Consider the following 15,601-nt stretch of genomic DNA (forward strand, 5'->3'; position numbering starts at 1 on the left):
CATGAACCGTAGCGACCGTGAGCGGCCACGCCCCGGCCCCCGGCTGCGCGGCTGGGGCGGGGTGACGGCGATGGCGGTGGCGTGCGTACTGACGGCGGCGCTGGTGCTGCTGCCGCTCCAGCGGGTGAGCGAGGCGACGCTCGGCATCTACGACACCGCCCCGCGCGGTCCGGCGGCGGCGGAGCCGGCCCGGGCCGAGGCGTGCGAGAAGCCGGAGGCGTCGTCGGCGCGGCCCTCGAAGGCGGAGGGGGCGACGCTGGAGCGGATCAAGTCCCGTACGGACAAGCCGCGGAAGCTGATCGTCGGGATCGACCAGAACAGTTACCGCTGGGGCTACCGGGACCCGGCCACGGGCTCCCTGGAGGGCTTCGACATCGATCTGGTGCGGGCCATAGCCGAGGAGCTGATGGGCGACCCGGAGGCCGTGGTGTTCCGGGCGATACCGACCAACCGGCGTGTCCAGGCGATCGACAGCGGCGAGGTGGACATGGTGGTGCGCACCATGACCATCACCTGCGACCGGATCAAGGAGGTGGCGTTCTCCACCGCCTACTTCGAGACCGGGCAGCAGCTGCTGGTGCCGAAGGGGTCCAGGATCACCGGCCACGACACCTCGCTGAAGGGCCGCAAGGTCTGCGCGGCGGCCGGGTCGACGGCGCTGACGGAACTGGAGCGGGAGGCGCACGGCGCGGACATCTCCACCACCGTCCCCAACCAGCTGGACTGCCTGGTGCGGCTCCAGCTCGGCGAGGTCGACGCGGTCGTCACCGACAGCGCGCTGGCGGCCGGGCAGGCGGCGCAGGACCCGATGGTGGAGCTGGTGGGCGAGCCGTTCACCGAGGAGTTCTACGGCGTGGCGATGCACAAGGACGCGAAGGATCTGGTGGCCCGGGTCAACCAGGTGCTGGTGGAGTACCGCAAGGACGGCTGGGAGCGGTCGTACGACAAGTGGCTGAAGGACGGCATGGGGAAGTCCCCCGGGCCGCCGCCCGCCACCTACCGGGACTGACCGGGCCCGGGGACGGAGCGGCGGCACGGGGCGCGGGAACACGGGACGGAAGCGGCAGCGGGCCGCCGGGCGGTACTCGCCCGGCGGCCGCACGGTGAAAGGGGAGCGATGGGTGTCGCGCGAGCGGACCCCGGGGCCGGGGGTTCCGGTGGTACGGCCGGTGGGCCGGTGCTCGACAGGGACGAGGCGGACCGCGCGCTGGCGCGGCTCGGCGCGGAGCGGGAGGCCGTCGAGACCTCGCTGCTGGCGCTCCAGGACCATGCCGGGCGGCGGCTGCTGGAGGGCGCCGGGCTGACCGGGACGACGGCCGAGCGGTGGCGGGCGACGGAGGCCGACATCACCCGGCTGTGGGCGTACTTCGACGCCTACTCGGCGGCGGTCACCGAGGCCCGTGAGGTGCGGGCGCGGCGGCGCTGGCCTGGCCGGGAGGAGCTGGCGGCCCTCAGCGAGCTGCTGCGGGGTGCCTCGGTGACGGTGCCGGGCACGCCGGGCGGCGGGCCGGGGGCCGCGGTGCTGGCCGAACGGCTGTCGCTGACCGAGCTGGTGGACCGGATGAACACGCTGTACGCCGAGTCGCTGGCGGTGGTGGTGGCGGCCGACGCGGTGTGGTCGGCACTGCCCGCCCGGATCGACCTGCTCGCCGCCGAGCAGCGCCGGACCAGGTCGCTGGCCGGCTCGGTGGGGGTGCTGCCGGGTGAGCATCCGGCCGGGGACGACCTGGAGCGGATCGGGCGGGTGCTGACGGTCCTGCGCGAGCAGGTCGTCTCGGACCCGCTCTCCTTCTGGGTGGCCTCGGACGGCGGCGCCACGCCCGGCGCGGGCCGCCCGGACACCCGGCGGTACGACCGGGAGGCGCGGGCCCTGGAGGAGGTGCGCCGGGAGATCGAGGCGGTCCTCCAGGTGCGCCAGGACGCCGAGGCGCGCCTCGCCCGGCTGCGGGACGTGCTGTCGCGGGCCGACCGGACGCTGGCGGAGGCGCGGACGGCGCGCGGCGAGGTGCTGGCGAAGATCGCCGCCTCGGAGGTGCCCGCGGTGAGCGGGCCGCCGAGCGCGCTGAAGGAGCAGGTGGCGGCGGCGGCGGACCACCGCAGGCACGGCCGCTGGCACCGGCTCTCGCCGCTCCTGGAGGCGCTGGAGCGGCGGGCCGACGACGAACTGGAGCGCGCCCGCGCCTCGCTGACGGCGGTGACGGCGCCGCTGGCGGTCCGCGCGGAGCTGCGCGGGCGGCTGGACGCGTACCGGGCGAAGGTGTCCCGGCTGGGGCTGGCGGAGGACCCGGTGCTGGCCGAGCGGTACGACGCGGCGCGGCGGGTGCTGTGGAGCGCCCCCTGCGACCTGCGGGTGGCCGAGGAGGCCGTCCTCAGGTTTCAGCGGGCGGCCGCCGAGGCGCTGGCGCCGGGTGCGGGTGACGACGGGAGGGGCGGGGCGTGAGACGGAGCTGCCAGCGGCCGGGGTGTGCCGGCGCGTACGAGGACGTCGGCGGGGGTGAGTTGTACTGCGACGAGTGCGGGATGGCGCCGGTGGTGTCGCCCGACGGGTCGCTCTCCTCGCCGCCGACGGGGGTGGCGGCGGGCGGCTCGGCGCATTCGGGCCGCTCCGCGCGGGGATCGGCCGGGTCGGCACGGGGTTCGGGGTCGGCGCGTACGGCGGCCTCGACGGGGTCGCGTTCCTCGCGCCGGTCGGTGTCGGGGCAGCTGTCCCGGTCGCAGTCGGGCCGGGCCACCACGCGGTCGGTGTCGGTGCGCAGTTCGGCCTCGAACAGCGCCTCGCAGCGCGGGCGGCTCGGCGCGGGCCTGGTGGCGGTGCCGGACGTGCCGCGCCCCGACCCGCGCACGGCGGTGGCGTCCGATCCCCGGGTGCCGGAGCGCAAGCGGTTCTGCAGCCGGGCGGAGTGCGGGGCGCCGGTGGGGCGGTCGCGGGGTGAACGGCCGGGCCGTACCGAGGGGTTCTGCACCAAGTGCGGGCACCCGTACTCGTTCGTGCCGAAGCTGCGGGCGGGTGAGGTGGTGCACGGGCAGTACGAGGTGGTGGGGTGTCTGGCGCACGGCGGGCTCGGCTGGGTCTACCTCGCGGTGGACCGGGCGGTCTCGGACCGGTGGGTGGTGCTGAAGGGCCTGCTGGACACCGGTGACCAGGACGCCATGGAGGCGGCCATCTCCGAGCGGCGCTTCCTCGCCGAGATCGAGCACGCCAACATCGTGCGGATCTACAACTTCGTGGAACACCTCGACCAGCGCACCGGCTCCCTCGACGGCTACATCGTGATGGAGTACGTCGGCGGCAAGTCCCTGAAGGAGCTGGCCAACGAGCGGCGCACCCCGGAGGGGCGGCGCGATCCGCTGCCGGTGGAGCAGGCGTGCGCGTACGGCATCGAGGCGCTGGAGGCGCTCGGCCATCTGCACAGCCGGAACCTGCTGTACTGCGACTTCAAGGTCGACAACGCCATCCAGACCGAGGGCCAGCTGAAGCTGATCGACATGGGCGCGGTCCGCCGGATGGACGACGAGGAGTCGGCGATCTACGGCACGGTCGGCTACCAGGCCCCCGAGGTCGCCACCCACGGCCCGTCGGTCGCCTCGGACCTGTACACGGTCGCCCGCACCCTGGCCGTGCTGACCTTCGACTTCCAGGGCTACACCAGCGTCTACGCGGACAGCCTCCCGGACCCGCACGACGTGCCGGTCCTGTGGACGTACGAGTCCTTCTACCGGCTGCTGATCCGCGCCACCGACCCCGATCCGACGCGGCGGTTCGCGACGGCCGAGGAGATGGCGGAGCAGCTGACGGGGGTGCTGCGGGAGGTGGTGGCGCTCCAGTCGGGGCGCCCGCACCCGGCCGTCTCCACGCTCTTCGGGCCCGAACTGCGGGTCACCGACACCGAGGTGGTGCCGGACGACGGGGTGGTCTCGCGGCTCGGCGAGCGGCCCGCTCCGGTCGCCCGCGCGCTGCGGCGGGCGCGGACCGCGCCGGAACTCACGGCCGGGACGCCCCCGGCGCACGGCGCGCCGGACCCGGCGGCGGCCGCGCTGGCGCTGCCGATGCCCCGGGTCGACCCGGGCGACCCGAACGCCGGGTTCCTCGCGGGCCTGGCGGCCGCCGCCCCCGGCGAGCTGGCCTCGGCGCTCGGGCTGGCCTCGGTCGACTCGCCGGAACTGCGGCTGCGCAGGCTCCGGGCCGAGCTGGAGCGGGGCCGGGTGGCCGCCGCCGAGCAGGGGCTGCGGGAGCTGGAGAGTTACGTCCCGGACGACTGGCGGCTGGTCTGGTACCGGGGTGTCACGAGTCTGGCCTCGGGGGACTTCGAGGGCGCGGCGCTCTCCTTCGACGCGCTGTACGACGCGTTCCCCGGCGAGCCGGCGCCCAAGCTGGCGCTGGGCCTGGCCGCCGAGGTGCTCGGGCAGGGGGAGAACGCCGCCGAGTACTACCGCCTGGTGTGGAGCTGCGACCCCACCTTCGTCAGCGCCGCGTTCTCGCTGGCGCGGGTGCAGTGGGCCTCGGGGCTGCGCCAGGAGGCGGTGCGGACCCTGGAGTCGGTTCCGGAAGCCTCCGTCCACCACACGGCGGCGCGGGTCGCGGCGATCCGCGTGCGGCTGCGCAGACGCGATCCCACCGAGCCGCTGCTGCCGGACCTGACGGCGGCCGCGTCCCAGTTGGAGGCGTTGGAGGGGCTCGGTCTCGACCCGGTCCGCCGGGAACGGCTGGCCACGGAGGTGCTGGGAACGGCACTCGACTGGGTACTCTCGGGTAGCCCGGGGCAGACGCCCGACGGAGCTTCCGGTTCCGGGCTTCGGGCCGGTGGCACGGCCCGTACGGTGCTGCTGGGCAGCGAACTGGACGAGCGCGGTCTCAGATTCGGTCTGGAGCGCGCCTACCGGACGCTGGCCAGACTCGCCCGGCGCGGCGAGGAGCGGATCGAACTGGTGGAGCGGGCCAACCGCTTCCGCCCCCGGACGATGGTGTGATTGATGTCGCGGATTCCCCAACTCTCCGCCTGCCCCAGCTGCGAGGAGCCGCTGGAGCCGGCCGACCACTTCTGCGGGGCGTGCGGGTTCGACCTGTCGTCCGTGCCCGAGCCGCCGTCGGGCCGGCCCGGCGCGGGCCCGCCCGACGGCCCGGCCCCCCAGGGCGCCACGGGCACCCCGGTCGCCTGGCCGGCCGCCCCGCCCCTCCCGCCGTCGGCGGCCCCCGGCGAGACCTCGCCGCTGCACCGGGCGGAGGACCTGCCGGGCACGGACTCGGCAGGGGCGCCGCTGCCGGGTGCGCCGGCCGAGCCCCCTCCCCCGGCCGGTTCCGCCGCGCCGGAGGGTCCCGCCCCGGCGGGCACTCCCGCCGCCCCGGCTCCTGCGGCCGGGCAGCCGTGGGGGGCGCCGCCGGCCACCGGTACGCGTGTTCCGGAGGCCCGGAGCGGCGGGGCCGGACCCGCCGCCGGGCAGGGCGACTTCGCGCTGGCCGAGCCCGGGGCCGTACCGGCGCCCCCCGTCCCGCCCGCGCCGCCCGTACCGCCTGTGCCCGAGGCACCGCCCGCGCCGCCCGCCGGGAACGGGCCGCCGACGCTGGTCGACCCGGCTCCGGCGGTGCCGCCCGCCGGGGAGGACGCGCCCGCCGATCCCCGGGAGGCCGTGGCGGCGTCCGGTGGTGGCGGGAAGAGCTGTGTGGCGTGCCGGGCGGGGCAGGTGGACGTGGACGGGTACTGCGAGAACTGCGGGCACGCCCAGCCGAGGGAACGCGACCACATGGAGGAGGAGATCGCGGGGGTCGCGGCCGTCAGCGACCGGGGGCTGCGTCACCACCGCAACGAGGACGCGTACGCGCTGGCCGAGGCGGCGCTGCCGGACGGCTCGCCCGCCGTGGTGGCGATCGTCTGCGACGGGGTGTCCTCGGCGACCCGGCCCGACGAAGCGTCCCTGGCCGCCTCGCGCGCCGCCAGTGAGGCGCTGGTGGCCTCGCTGGGCCAGGGCACGCACCCGCAGACGGCGATGCACGAGGCGATCGTCGCGGCCGCCCGGGCCGTGGACGACCTGGCCGAGGAGCGGCCCGCCGACGCGGAGGCGCCCCGGCAGAACGCCCCGGCCTGCACCATCGTCGGCGCCGTCGCGGCGGGCGGGCTGCTGGTCGTCGGCTGGATCGGCGACAGCCGCGTCTACTGGGTGCCCGCCGACCGCGAGGGCCCGGTCGCCCGGCTCACCGAGGACGACTCGTGGGCGGCCCAGATGGTCGCCGCCGGGCTGATGAGCGAGGCCGAGGCGTACGCCGACTCGCGGGCCCACGCCATCACCGGCTGGCTCGGCGCCGACGCCTACGAACTCGACCCGCACACCGCCTCGTTCAAGCCGGACCGGCCGGGCGTCGCCGTGGTCTGCAGCGACGGCCTGTGGAACTACGCGGAGTCCGCCGAGGAGATGGCGGCGGCGCTCCCGGCCGACGCCCTCACCCGCCCGCTGCACAGCGCCCAGGTCCTGGTGGGCCACGCCCTGGACGGCGGCGGGCACGACAACGTGACGGTGGCCGTGGTCCCGTTCGACGTACGGCCGCAGGAGGGTTCCTGACCCTCCGGCGGGCCCGGCGACGGCGGCCCGCCGAACGGCACATGCCCGACACGCCGGGCACCGCACAGGGTTGACGGGCCGCCCGACGGGGGCAGGATCGGGCTGACCGGGCCGGGCCGAAGGCGCCCGGCGTACGTCAACGCTGTCCGCGCGCACCGGGTTCCGGCCCGGCCGCGCGGTTCCCAGGGGGGACCGGAAAGATGGCCAACTTCGCCAAACCGGACGTACCGCGCTTCGCCGTGGAGGTCTACCAGAACGAGTTCCTGCCGGAGGGCGGGCGCGAGGTCAACGCGATCGTCACCGTCACCGCCACGGGTGGCGGCACCCTCGGCGGGCTGCCCGCGCACGACGGCGCCGCGGGGGCGGCGTCGGCGGTGGCGCTGATGGTGGACTGCTCGGGTTCGATGGACCACCCGTCCTCGAAGATGCGGCACGCCCGGGACGCCACCCGGACCGCGGTGGCCGCGCTCCGCGACGGCACCCGGTTCGCGGTGATCGCCGGGACCCACGTCGCCCGGGAGGTCTACCCGGGCGGCGGGCGGCTCGCCACCGCCGACGACCGGACGCGGGAGGAGGCCAGGGAGGCGGTGCTGCGGCTGCGGGCGGGCGGCGGTACGGCGATCGGCTCCTGGCTGCGGCTGGCCGAGCAGTTGCTCACCTCGGAACCAGCCGGTGTCCGGCACGGCATCCTCCTCACCGACGGGCGCAACGAGCACGAGACGCCCGAGGAGCTGCGGGCCGCGCTGGACCTCTGCGCCGGGCGGTTCACCTGCGACGCACGCGGCGTCGGCACCGACTGGGAGGTGAAAGAGGTCACAGGGATCGCGACCTCGCTGCTCGGGTCGGCCGACATCGTCGCCGACCCGGCCGGGCTCGCCCGGGACTTCCGCACGATGATGGAGTCGGCGATGGGCAAGGAGGTCGCCGACGTGGCGCTGCGGCTGTGGACGCCGCAGGGCGCGGAGGTCACCTTCGTCAAGCAAGTGGCGCCCAGCGTCAGCGACCTGACGGGCCGCCGGTCAGCGGCGGGACCACGCTCCGGGGACTACCCGACCGGCTCCTGGGGCGACGAGTCCCGCGACTACCACGTCTGCGTACGGGTGCCCGCGGCCGACGTGGGCCGGGAGATGCTGGCCGCCCGCGTCTCGCTGGTCGTCCCGCAGCCGGACGGCGGGGCGACGCCGGTCGCGCAGGGGCTGGTGCGGGCGGTGTGGACCGACGACACGGCCGTCTCCACCTCGCTGAACCCGCAGGTCGCGCACTACACCGGCCAGGCGGAACTGGCCCAGGCCATCCAGGACGGGCTGGCCGCGCGGAAGGCCGGGGACGTCGACGGGGCGACCGCGAAGCTGGGCCGGGCGGTGCAGCTGGCGGGCGCCTCCGGCCACGCCGATACGGCGAAGCTGCTGGCCAAGGTGGTGGACGTGATCGACGAGGCGAACGGTACTGTGCGGCTGAAGGCACGGGTCGAGGACGCCGACGAGATGACCTTGGACACCCGCTCGACGAAGACGGCCCGCCTGCACCAACGCCCGCCGGCGCCCCGATCCGGGACGTGACGGCGGGCATTGCCGTCCGTGCGGACACAGCGGAGACTGACGACTGCGGTCGCCGGTGCCCGGTGCCCGTGGTGGGCGGCGGTGCCGTACACCGACGAGACGACGACGTGCCCGAGGGCACGGACGCGGCCCCGTGGCCGCCGGAGAAGAGGGGAAAGGCCCACCATGCCCACCTGCCCGAACGGACACCGGTCGGACGCCGACGACTGGTGCGAGGTCTGCGGCCACCGCATGGCGGGCCCGGGTGTGCCTCCGGGCCCGGGCGGCCCCGCCGGCAGCGTTCCCCCGCCGCCCCCGCCGCCGCCCGCCCCCGGTTACGGCTACCCGCCGCCCGGCCCGGGCCACCAGCCCGGCGGCCCCGGTCCCGCCTTCCCCGGGCCCGGCGGCCCGCAGAGCGGTCCCGGTGGTCCCGGCGGCCCGGGCGCTCCCGGCGGCGGCCCGCCGCAGGTGTGCCCGCAGTGCCACACCCCTCGCGAGGCCGACGAGCCGTTCTGCGAGGAGTGCCGGTGGAACTTCCTCACCAACATGGCCACCTCGTACACGCCCGCCGCGCCCCGGCCCCCGGCCGGCTCCCCGCCCGGCGGCTTCCGCACGCCCCCGCAGTCGTACGACTACCAGGGCTCGCGGCCCTCGCAGATGAACCGCCCCGCCGAGCCGCTCACCCCCGGCCCCGAGCAGACGCAGCCCCCGCCGGTGGTGCCCGGTCAGCCGGGCGTGCCGACGGCGTACCCGGCGCCGCCGTACGCGGGCGGGCCCGCGCAGGGTCCGCCGCCGCCCCCGCCCGCGACCGGCGGCGGGGCCTTCCCCGCGCAGGCACCGGGCACGGCCGGGCAGGACGACGACTGGGTGCTCCCCCCGCCGTCGACCCCGGCCGGGGCGCCGCAGAACCGGCCTCCGCAGCAGCCCGCGCCCGCGGGACCGGCGAGCTGGTCGGTGTCGGTGGGCCCGGACCGGAGCTACTTCATGGCGATGATGCAGCGCAGCGGCCCGGAGGCCAACGGGCTCAACCTGCCCGCGTACTCGCCGGAGCAGCGCCACGCCCTGGTGGGGAACCAGTTCACCATCGGCCGCCGGCGCCACTCCACCGGTGACACCCCGGACATCGACCTGTCGGTGCCGCCGGAGGACCCGGGCGTCTCGCACCAGCACGCGATGCTGGTGCAGCAGCCGGACGGCGGCTGGGCGGTGGTGGACCAGAACTCCACCAACGGCACCACCGTCAACGGCGGCGAGGACCCGATCCAGCCGTACGTGCCGGTGCCGCTCTCCGACGGCGACCGGGTCCACGTCGGCGCCTGGACCACGATCACCCTGCGCCGCGACTGACCCGGAGCCCCGCTCCGGCCGAGGCCGCGCCCTCCCCGCGACGGGGTGGGCGCGGCCTCGCGGCGTACGCCCCCGGGGTCAGACCAGCTGCCAGCGGTCCGGCCCGGCGGGGTCGTCGAGCCAGGCGGTCAGGGTGCCAGAGTCGGCGGTGAGGCCGAACCGTTCGCGGACGGGGTGGCTCTCGCGCTGCCACACCTGAAGGGCCTCGGCGGGGCTGAGCCGTCCGGCGGTGAGCGTGAGGAGGAAGCGGAACCCCTCGTTGTTGAGCAGGTGGCGGGCGATGCCGTCGGTGGGCAGGTCGCGGGCGGCGCGGGGCTCGGTGCCGCGCAGCGGGACGAAGTAGGCCGGGGTGGGCAGGAAGCGGCCCTCGGCCCGGTCGGGTCCGTGCACGGTGAGGCGGACGAGGCCGGTAGCGAAGGGCGTGAGGATCAGCCCGCCGGGCCGGGTCTGCTCCAGCCAGGGGCGCGGCACGGTGTCCAGCGCGCAGGTGGCGAGGACACGGTCGTACGGGGCGTCGGCGCGGCAGCCGCGGGCGCCGTCGCCGGTGACGACGTGCGGGTGGAGTCCGGCCGCCTCCAGGTGGCGGCGGGCGGAGTCGGTGATGTCCGGGTCGAGGTCGACGGTGGTGACGTGGGCGGAGCCGAGCCGGTAGGCGAGGAGGGCGGCGTTCCAGCCGGTGCCCGCGCCGATCTCCAGGACCCTGTCGCCCTCGTGGACCCGCAGGTCGGCGAGCATCTTCGCCATCAGCGAGGGCTGGCTGCTGGAGGAGAGGAGTTCGCCGTCGCGCAGCCGCGTGGCGAGCGGGGTGTCGGTGTAGACCCCTTCGAGCCAGGCCAGGCGCCGCACCGGGTCGGGGTCCTCGCCCCACATCCGCCGCCATCCGCCGGCCGAGGGCCCGAAGTAGCTCGGCACGAAGAGATGGCGGGGAACGGCCGCGAACGCCTCCCGCCACTCCGGTTCCCCGTCGAAGCCGCCCTGGTTGGCGATGTCCTGCGACAGCCGCGCCCGCGCCCGGGCCACGGCCTGCTCCCACTCGCCCCCGGCCGCGCCGCCCTCAGGCCCCCGCCGCGGCCCCGGCGGCCCCGGCGTTCCCTCGCTTCCCCACGGATCGGTCATACCTCCACTGTGCTGCCCGGAGCGCGAGGGGGCCAGCGCGTGCCCGTGGCTACCAGCGGCCCTCGACCTGGTCCCGGACGCGCCGGTCGTAGAGGTCGCCGACGGCCGCGAGCGTCTCCGGGGACAGCTCGGGGAGCCGGGCGGCGGCCGCGTTGGACCGGGCCTGCTCGGCCGAGCGGGCGCCGGGGATCACCGTGGTGACCCCGGGCTGCTGGATGATCCAGCGGAGCGCGAGCTGGGCCGGGGTGTACCCCTCGGGCGCGAGCGCGGCGAACTCGGCGGCGGCCTCCACGCCGGTGGCGAAGTCGACGCCGGAGAAGGTCTCGCCCTGGTCGAAGGCTTCGCCGTGGCGGTTGTAGGTGCGGTGGTCGTCGGCGGCGAAGACGGTGTCGCGGGTGTACTTGCCGGACAGCAGCCCGGAGGCGAGCGGCACCCGGGCGATGATGCCGACGCCCGCCGCACGGGCCGCGGGAACCACCTCGCGCAGGGGCTTGGTCCGGAACGGGTTGAGGATGATCTGCACGCTGGCCACGTGGGGCCGGGCGATCGCGGCCAGCGCCTCCTCGCAGGTCTCCACGCTGACCCCGTAGGCGGCGACGCGCTCCTCGGCGACGAGGGTGTCCAGCGCGTCGTAGACCTCGTCGCTGGAGTAGACGGGGGTGGGCGGGCAGTGCAGCTGCACGAGGTCGATGACGTCCACGCCGAGATTGCGGCGGGAGCGGTCGTTCCACGCGCGGAAGTTCTCCAGCACGTAGTTCTGCGGGAGCTGCTCGGCCCGGCGGCCCATCTTGGTGGCGACGGTGACGCGCAGGTCCGGCCGGCCGCGCAGGAAGGTGGCGATGGTCTGCTCGCTGCGTCCGTCCCCGTAGACGTCGGCGGTGTCGAAGAAGGTCACCCCCGACTCGGCCGCCGCCTCCAGCACCGCGTGGGCCTGCTTGTCGTCGACGTCTCCCCAGTCGGCGCCCAGTTGCCAGGTGCCGAGGCCGATCACCGAGGCGTGCTGGTCCGTCCTGTCGAATGTGCGCTCGTCCATGCCGTCATCCTGCCACCGTTGACGGGACCTAGGCCCCCGGTCCTCGGCCCTCGCGTCTGCCACCATGGTGACGTGACTAACGACCCGCGCGACACGCTTCAGGAGCAGTCCTTCTACGAGCAGGTCGGCGGCGAGGCGACCTTCCGACGCCTGGTGCACCGGTTCTACCAGGGGGTCGCGGAGGACCCGCTGCTGCGGCCGATGTACCCGGAGGAGGATCTCGGCCCGGCCGAGGAGCGGTTCGCCCTGTTCCTGATGCAGTACTGGGGCGGCCCCCGCACCTACAGCGACGAGCGCGGCCACCCCCGTCTGCGGATGCGGCACGCCCCGTTCAAGGTCGACCGGGCCGCGCACGACGCCTGGCTCGGGCACATGCGGGTCGCCCTGGACGAGCTGGCCCTGCCCGAGGAGCAGGAGCGGACGCTGTGGAACTACCTCACGTACGCCGCCGCCTCCATGGTCAACACCGAGGGCTGACCCGGCCCCCTTCGTCGCTCCTGGCCCCGGCATCCCCTCCCCTGCGTGAGGGGATGCTCACATTCCGGCACCTCGCGTACGCATTCCGGTCACAATCTGATCAAGTCGGCTCCCGGAGCGTTGTGGCGGCCGCCCCGCGCCGGAGAGGCTTCCCCGCAGACGTGCGGGAGAGCTGCGGGGTGCGGGGGACACCTCCCCACGACGGGGATTCGGGGGATGTTCGTGACCAGGTTCGTGCTCCTGCGGCTGCGCGCCCACCGGCTGCTGCTCACCGCGGCGCTCACCGCCGTCCTGCTCACCGCCTCCGTGCTGGCCACCCTCACCGCCTTCTCCGGCTCGGTGGGCGAGGCGGCCCTGCGCCACACCCTCGACCACCGTGCCGCCGCCGACGCCGCCCTCGTCGTCCGGGGCGAACCGGAGCCGGAGGCCCGCGAGGCCGCCGACGCGGCCGTCGCCGAGGGAGCCCGCCGCGCCTTCGCCGGGCTGCCGGTGACCGTCCGCACCCTGCCGCGCTCGGCCACGTACGCGCTGCCCGGGGCCCGGGGCGGCGAGGAGCCGCCGCTCACCCATCTCGCCGCGCTCGACCGCTCCCAGCTGCGGCTGGCCGCCGGGACGTGGCCGGGCGACGGCGGCAGGGGGACCCGCGAGGACCCGCTGCGGGTGGCGCTGCCGGAGAGTGCCGCCGCCGCGCTGAAGCTGGCGCCGGGCGGCGAGCCGCTGACGCTCACCGACCGGACCACCGACCGCACCCTGACCGTGGAGATCACCGGCCTGTACCGGCCCGCCGACACCTCGGCGCCGTACTGGCTCCTCGACGAACTGGGCGGGCGCGGCCAGCGCACCGTCGACTTCACCACGTACGGCCCGCTGCTCACCGGGCCGAAGGCGCTGGCCGCGCCCCGGGTGACGGCGGGCCCCACCGGCTGGCTCGCCACCGCCGACTACGCCTCCCTCGACACCTCCACCACCGACGCCCTCGCCCGGTCCGCCACCGCCTCGGCCGCCGCCCTCGCCAAGGACCCCGCGCTCGGGACGGGCGCCTCGGCCGAGACGGGGCTGCCGCAGGTCCTGGAGCGCTCCGAGCGGGCCCTGACCGTCTCGCGGACCACGCTGCTGGTGGTCGCCCTCCAGCTGGTGCTGCTCGCCGGGTACGCGCTGCTGCTGGTCGCCCGGCTGCTGAGCACCGAGCGGGCCGGGGAGACGGGGCTGCTGCTGGCGCGGGGTGCCTCGCGCCGCCGGGTCGCCGCCCTCGCCGCCGTCGAGGCGTTGCTGCTCGCGCTGCCCGCCGTGGTCCTCGCGCCGCTGCTCGCCGGGCCGCTGACCCGGCTGCTGGCGGGGCAGGGCGCGCTGGAGCGGATCGGGCTGCGGCTCGACACCTCGCCGACGCCCGCGGTCTGGCTGGTGGCCGCCGCCACCGCGCTGGGCTGCGCCCTCGCCGTGGTCGCCCCGGCGCTCTCGGCCGCCTCCGGCGAGCAGCGGGCCGGGGCCCGGACGGGGGCGCTGCCCGGCTGGGTGAAGGCGGGCGCGGACGTGGCGCTGCTGGTCGTCGCCGGGGCCGCTTACTGGCAGCTGGACCGTCAGGGAACCCCGGACGAAGGGGCGTTCGGGGTCGACCCGCTGCTGGTCGCCGCGCCCGCCCTCGCGCTGCTCGCGGGCACCGTGCTGACCCTGCGCCTGCTGCCGCCGGTCGCCAGGCTCGCCGAGCGGCGCGCCGCCAAGGGCCGGGGGCTGGCCGGGGCGCTCGCCGGGTGGCAGCTCAGCCGCCGCCCGCTGCGCGGCGCCGGGCCGGTGCTGCTGATGGTCCTCGCCATGGCGATGGGCATGCTCGCCGTCGCCCAGGGCGCCACCTGGGAACGGTCCCAGCGCGACCAGGCCGACTTCGCCGCCGGCACCGAGGTCCGGGTGGCGGGCGGCCGCGTCCCGGAGGCCGACCGGGGCCGGGTGTACGGGGGCGTGGACGGCGTGCGCGACGCGGCGCCGGTGCTGCGCTCCACCATGGACCTGGCGGCCGACCGGACGGCGGAGGTGCTGGCGGTGGACGCCGGGTTCGCCGCCGAGGGGCTGCTGCTCCGCGAGGACCTCGGCGACCGGACGGAACTGGCCCGGCAGTTGCGGCCCGCGCCCGCGCGCCGGGCGGGGCTGCCGCTGCCGGAGAAGACCGGCCGCGCGGTGCTGACGACGCGGCTGAAGGCGGTCGGCGGGGACCACGGGGAGCCGCTGGCGCCCCGGCTCACGGTGGTGGTCGAGGACCGGTTCGGCACCCGGCACCTGGTCCACGCCGGGGAGCTGCCCGCCGACGGCCGCGCCCGGGACATCGAGGTGCCGCTCGCCGCCGGGGAGCCGGGCGCGAACTCCCGCGACGCCGCCGCCCCGTACACCGTCGCCGAGCTGCGGCTCCAGGTCGAGCAGCCCTTCGAGCGGGGGCAGGAGCACGAACTCACCGTCGAGAAGATCCGGGCCGTACCGGCGGGCGAGGACGGCGCGGGCGCGCCGGTGGAGCTGCCGGACGGCCTCGCCTGGGAGGGCCTCCGCGACACCGGCGAGGAGCCCCTGGAGGGCGGCCCGCCGCAGCTGACCCCGCTGGACCCCGCCACCACGGCGCGGACCCCGCTGCGCGTCACCTACCGCACGGGGGTCGCCCCCGCCACGGAGGACTCCCTCTACCGGTTCGAGCCGGGGGCGTCCCCCGGGCTCGGCATCACCGTCGGGGTGAAGCGGCCCGCGCCGCCGAAGCTGACGGCGGTCGCCACCCCGCGCTTCCTCGCCTCCAGCGGCGCGAAGACCGGCTCGGTGATCGACGTGCCCGTGGGCGCCGAGACGCTCAGCGCCGAGATCACCGGCACCGTCGAGGCGGTCCCCACCACCGGCGACCGCGCCCCGGGCGACACCACCGGGGACGGCGGGGCGCTCCTGCTGGACCTGGCGGCCGTCAACGCCGCCCTGCACGAGACCGGCGCCACCGCCCCCGTCCCCGGCGAGTGGTGGCTGCGGACCGCGCCCGGCGACGCTGCGCGGACCGCCGCCGCCCTCGCCGCCCGGCCCGACACCGACCCCGAGCAGATCACCGACCGCCAGGCCATCGGCGAGCGGCTCCGCGACGACCCGCTGGGCGCCGGGCCGCAGGCCGCCCTGCTGGCCGTCGCCGTGGTCGCCGCCGCACTGGCCGCCGTCGGCTTCGCCGTCAGCGCGGCGGGCTCCCTGCGCGAACGCGGCGCCGAACTCTCCGTCCTGCGGGCCCTCGGCGCCCCCCGCCGCCAGCTGGCCCGGCTCATCGCCATCGAACAGGCGGTACTGATCGGCATCGCCCTGCTCGTGGGGCCGCTGCTCGGCGCGCTCCTGGCCCGCGCCGTGGTGCCGCTGGTGGTCCTCACCGGGGAGGCGGCCCGCCCGCTCCCGGACGTCCTCGTCGAACTCCCCGCGGGCCAGGTCGCCGCGCTGCTCGCCGGGGTCGTCGCCGTCCCCCTCCTCATCGTCGCCGCGCTCGCCCTGCGCCGGGGCGACCCGACCGTGACCCTGCGCCACGAGGGAGGCCGCTGAC

At 76.6% G+C, this 15,601-nt stretch carries 10 protein-coding genes; 8 read left to right on the forward strand and 2 right to left on the reverse strand.

Translation table 11 applies throughout. The features are described 5' to 3' along the window. The first annotated feature begins 1 nt into the window (after position 1). The 6 genes from IF45_RS0120915 to IF45_RS0120945 all read left to right on the forward strand — a co-directional run bounded on the left by IF45_RS0120915 (position 2) and on the right by IF45_RS0120945 (position 9,437). Positions 2 to 1,009 carry a glutamate ABC transporter substrate-binding protein gene (locus IF45_RS0120915; protein WP_015507881.1) on the forward strand — a complete coding sequence of 336 codons (1,008 nt, stop codon included), beginning with the start codon at positions 2 to 4 and terminating at the stop codon, positions 1,007 to 1,009. Between the two features lie 108 nt (positions 1,010 to 1,117). Beyond that, the gene (locus IF45_RS0120920; RefSeq protein WP_044474537.1) at positions 1,118 to 2,440 is read left to right on the forward strand and encodes a coiled-coil domain-containing protein; all 1,323 of its coding nucleotides are present in this window, start codon (positions 1,118 to 1,120) and stop codon (positions 2,438 to 2,440) included. After that, positions 2,437 to 4,968: a serine/threonine-protein kinase gene (locus tag IF45_RS0120930; protein ID WP_107048048.1), complete on the forward strand. Its 2,532-nt coding sequence runs from the start codon at positions 2,437 to 2,439 to the stop codon at positions 4,966 to 4,968. Before IF45_RS0120920 ends, IF45_RS0120930 begins: the two co-directional genes overlap by 4 nt. A gap of 3 nt (positions 4,969 to 4,971) precedes the next feature. After that, the gene (locus IF45_RS0120935; protein ID WP_030308909.1) at positions 4,972 to 6,552 is read left to right on the forward strand and encodes a PP2C family protein-serine/threonine phosphatase; all 1,581 of its coding nucleotides are present in this window, start codon (positions 4,972 to 4,974) and stop codon (positions 6,550 to 6,552) included. Between the two features lie 200 nt (positions 6,553 to 6,752). Then, positions 6,753 to 8,111 (forward strand): vWA domain-containing protein, encoded by a 1,359-nt coding sequence (locus IF45_RS0120940; RefSeq protein WP_003948100.1) that lies wholly within the window; start codon positions 6,753 to 6,755, stop codon positions 8,109 to 8,111. A 165-nt stretch (positions 8,112 to 8,276) separates the two neighbouring features. Continuing rightward, the gene (locus tag IF45_RS0120945) at positions 8,277 to 9,437 is read left to right on the forward strand and encodes an FHA domain-containing protein (protein WP_015507878.1); all 1,161 of its coding nucleotides are present in this window, start codon (positions 8,277 to 8,279) and stop codon (positions 9,435 to 9,437) included. A 78-nt stretch (positions 9,438 to 9,515) separates the two neighbouring features. Here IF45_RS0120945 and IF45_RS0120950 read toward each other — a convergent pair whose 3' ends face one another. Both IF45_RS0120950 and IF45_RS0120955 read right to left on the reverse strand, forming a co-directional pair. Next, positions 9,516 to 10,457, reverse strand: a complete 942-nt coding sequence (locus tag IF45_RS0120950; RefSeq protein WP_015507877.1) for a methyltransferase domain-containing protein — start codon at positions 10,455 to 10,457, stop codon at positions 9,516 to 9,518. Positions 10,458 to 10,602: 145 nt separating this feature from the next. Beyond that, positions 10,603 to 11,586, reverse strand: coding sequence for an aldo/keto reductase (locus IF45_RS0120955; RefSeq protein WP_003948102.1), 984 nt, complete (start codon positions 11,584 to 11,586; stop codon positions 10,603 to 10,605). Positions 11,587 to 11,658: 72 nt separating this feature from the next. Here IF45_RS0120955 and IF45_RS0120960 point away from each other — a divergent pair, with 72 nt between their 5' ends. Beyond that, positions 11,659 to 12,063: a globin gene (locus tag IF45_RS0120960; RefSeq protein ID WP_003948103.1), complete on the forward strand. Its 405-nt coding sequence runs from the start codon at positions 11,659 to 11,661 to the stop codon at positions 12,061 to 12,063. Between the two features lie 216 nt (positions 12,064 to 12,279). Further along, positions 12,280 to 15,600 carry an ABC transporter permease gene (locus IF45_RS0120965; RefSeq protein ID WP_030308910.1) on the forward strand — a complete coding sequence of 1,107 codons (3,321 nt, stop codon included), beginning with the start codon at positions 12,280 to 12,282 and terminating at the stop codon, positions 15,598 to 15,600. The last annotated feature ends 1 nt before the right edge of the window (position 15,601 follow it).

The sequence above is a fragment of the Streptomyces albidoflavus genome (assembly GCF_000719955.1).
Lineage (GTDB): Bacteria > Actinomycetota > Actinomycetes > Streptomycetales > Streptomycetaceae > Streptomyces > Streptomyces albidoflavus.

Bases quoted from the DNA above. Each gene is read 5' to 3' on its own strand.
- IF45_RS0120915 (WP_015507881.1), top strand. From the start codon at position 2: ATGAACCGTAGCGACCGTGAGCGGCCACGCCCCGGCCCCCGGCTGCGC.
- IF45_RS0120920 (WP_044474537.1), top strand. From the start codon at position 1,118: ATGGGTGTCGCGCGAGCGGACCCCGGGGCCGGGGGTTCCGGTGGTACG.
- IF45_RS0120935 (WP_030308909.1), top strand. From the start codon at position 4,972: ATGTCGCGGATTCCCCAACTCTCCGCCTGCCCCAGCTGCGAGGAGCCG.
- IF45_RS0120940 (WP_003948100.1), top strand. From the start codon at position 6,753: ATGGCCAACTTCGCCAAACCGGACGTACCGCGCTTCGCCGTGGAGGTC.
- IF45_RS0120945 (WP_015507878.1), top strand. From the start codon at position 8,277: ATGCCCACCTGCCCGAACGGACACCGGTCGGACGCCGACGACTGGTGC.
- IF45_RS0120955 (WP_003948102.1), bottom strand. From the start codon at position 11,586: ATGGACGAGCGCACATTCGACAGGACGGACCAGCACGCCTCGGTGATC.
- IF45_RS0120965 (WP_030308910.1), top strand. From the start codon at position 12,280: ATGTTCGTGACCAGGTTCGTGCTCCTGCGGCTGCGCGCCCACCGGCTG.